Below are 2823 nucleotides of genomic sequence, written 5' to 3'. Positions count from 1 at the left end.
GAGATGTTCCCTGTCTTGTGTTCTATTACAACTCTCACTTTCGAACAATCAGAAAAGTTTTGTACAGTGTTTGGTCTCTAAACGGTTCCAATGATTATTATAAATAATTTCCTATGTTCAAACTCTTCGCATGAATTAAACGAGTATCTATGGATATAGAAAACCCTGAATAGTGCCAACTATTCAGGGTACAGTTCAAAATGGGAAAAGATGTTTTCGTTCAAAAAATACCCTCACTTCCGTATGATGTCATCTGTATTCAATAATACCCTTGTGATTCTATAGACAACACTGGAAGGCTGTCCCCTCCAATTATAAGATCCTCTAGCTCTATACTATAAAGTACGAGATTATAGAAAGTAGCAACGAGGTAATGGTCATTGCCAAAAGTGGACGCATGGCTTTTGTACGAAGAGCCTGCAAACTGACATTAAGTCCAAGACCAATCATCGCCATAGTCAAAATAAATGTAGTAGTTTTAGAAATACCCTCCATTACGATTGGAGAAACTGAGATATATGTTCCAAACACATAGCTTCCAATTAAACTCATCATTATAAAACCAACGAGGAACCATGGAAAATCAATTTTTGCATCTTTACCCGTTTTTTCCGATGAACGTTTTTTCATCCAATACATAAAAATGAAGCATAATGGGATAAGTAAAAAGACACGACCTAATTTTGCCAATAGCGCAATAGCTAGCGCATCTTCACCTGCTGGGGCTCCTGCCAATGCAACATGAGCTATTTCATGAAGACTGATACCAGACCATATACCATAATCCATCGCTGATATCGGAAGGATAGGTCGTATTAGGGTATAAATTATAGAAAAAAGTGTCCCCATTAAGGCGATTATACCTACACCTATGGCCGTATCTTCTTCTTTTGCTTTCACGATAGGAGATATTGCTGCGATTGCTGCTGCACCRCACACACCCGTTCCTACCGCGAGAAGAAGCGAAATTGAAGGATCAGCTTTTAACCACTTTGCAATCAGAACCATTACGATTATCGCAAAAGCTACGGTTCCTATGTCACGAACCAATAATGGCAAACCTTGATTAAAAATCACATCAATATTTAATTTCAAACCATATAAAATAATTGCAAAACGGAGAAGTTTTTTAGCGGAAAATTCAATGCCCTTACGGAATTTTTCTGGATAGCCTGCAATTTGGCGATAAATGACCGCAATAATAATTGAGCAAGCAAGCGGTCCAATTCGATCAAATCCTGTAATTTTAGACAGCCCCAAACCTAAAAGTGCGATAAAAAATGTAAAAGCAATACCACCAATCCACAATAGTAAGCTTGATTTCTTTTCTTGAAGAGGTAATTTTGAATATTGTTGTTCCTCACTTGTTTCCTCTAGGGGCTTATATTTTTCTAATTGCATTCATTCCTTCCTCCTTTCCAGATAAATTAAGACCACTGTAACCCGGTTTGCTTTAAAAATCATGTATCATCGCTACATTTCTATTGTTTGAAAAAGATCAGTTTCTTCTATAATATAGGGGGGATTTCCTTTAATAAAATACTCGTATTCTGTTAAAAAAGGTAAAGTAGGTTTTTTATTATCCCATAATTCAGGAACGGCTAAAGTTTGGGAACGATGAGACCTTAAAGCCCGAATCTTTTTTTGCAGAGTTTCTGAGATATTTACTTTAGTCACACTTTTCAGCATGCTCTCTTTTATCCATTTTTCATAATATGTATGCCAAAGGACAAAGTACAGTCTCTGAGCCTTAAAGGCAGAGAAAACAGAATCTGGATAAAAATCTGAATCACCTGATTTTGAAAATGCTAATGTCGCTGCACGACCAATTGCACAATGGTCTGGATGTCCCCCGTATTTCTCATTAAACGTTACTATTACTTGAGGTTTAATTTCTCGAATCACTTTTACAATTCGCTCCACTAATAAATCTATATCTTCAAACTCAATTGTTTTATCCCTTAAATTTAAATAACGCAGGTCGTTAATCCCTAATACTTCGCATGCGTTTTTTAACTCTAGTTCTCGTAATTTCGGCAATGATTCTCTCGTTGTAAGAATGGGATTGCCCATACGCCTGCCCATCTCACCTTTTGTTGCGCAAAGTAAGGTTATCTGTACACCAAGTTTAGAAATTTTGGCGATCGTTCCTCCACAAAGAAATGACTCATCATCAGGATGCGCAAGTATTACCAATAACTTTTCTTGAGATACCATAATACCTCCGCTTTTGTATTAGTCTATCAGCATTTATATAAAAAAACGGACATGGATGTCAAAACTGTTAGACATATCATGCCCACTTTAATGGTGACCAATAAAGTTATCTGAAGCCTTTATCTACATTAAGGGTTAACACAATTCATACAAAACAGATTTAACAGTTTCAATGACAAAGTGTAAATCTTCAACAGTTGAGGATAAAGGCGGTGCAATAATTAATACATTCCCGTATCCAGGAACTGTATCTCCGTTTCGGCCAATAATCAGGCCTTTTTTCTTACAAGCCCCAATTACCTTTCCCATTAGCTCTTCAGATACAGGTGTTTTTGATTTTTTATCTTCTACTAGTTCAATTCCATATAAAAATCCAATTCCTCGCACTTCTCCAACTTTTTCTAGAGCAGTCAATTCAAAGAGTTCACTTAGTGTTGATTCACTGAGTTCAGATACTCGTTGAACAATATTTTCATTTTCGATAATTTCAATGTTCTTGAGGGCAACTGCGCAAGATGCAGGGTGCCCTCCGTAGGTTGACACATGTCTAAAATGATTTAAATTTCCGTTCTCCTTAAATTTTTCATAAATCCTAGAGTTCACAGC

3 protein-coding genes are annotated in these 2823 nt (G+C 36.5%); all 3 read right to left on the bottom strand.

What is annotated here, in order from left to right:
• Window positions 1–330: 330 nt before the first annotated feature.
• Window positions 331–1401, bottom strand: a complete 1071-nt coding sequence (locus tag AC1DUW_RS24990) for a YeiH family protein (RefSeq protein WP_053345776.1) — start codon at window positions 1399–1401, stop codon at window positions 331–333.
• Between the two features lie 72 nt (window positions 1402–1473).
• Window positions 1474–2217 (bottom strand): PIG-L family deacetylase, encoded by a 744-nt coding sequence (locus tag AC1DUW_RS24985; protein ID WP_053345775.1) that lies wholly within the window; start codon window positions 2215–2217, stop codon window positions 1474–1476.
• 135 nt (window positions 2218–2352) lie between these two features.
• The coding region (locus tag AC1DUW_RS24980) for an aminotransferase class III-fold pyridoxal phosphate-dependent enzyme (RefSeq protein ID WP_477643737.1) at window positions 2353–2823 on the bottom strand (471 nt) is incomplete at its 5' end.

It is taken from the genome of Peribacillus sp. P4_C12 (genome assembly GCF_056402095.1).
Note: the sequence above shows the minus strand (reverse complement) of the source record. Positions and strands in the feature narration are given on the sequence as shown.

What these genes read in the sequence shown, in the direction of transcription:
- AC1DUW_RS24985 (WP_053345775.1), bottom strand. Translation starts at nt 2,217, where the DNA reads ATGGTATCTCAAGAAAAGTTATTGGTAATACTTGCGCATCCTGATGAT.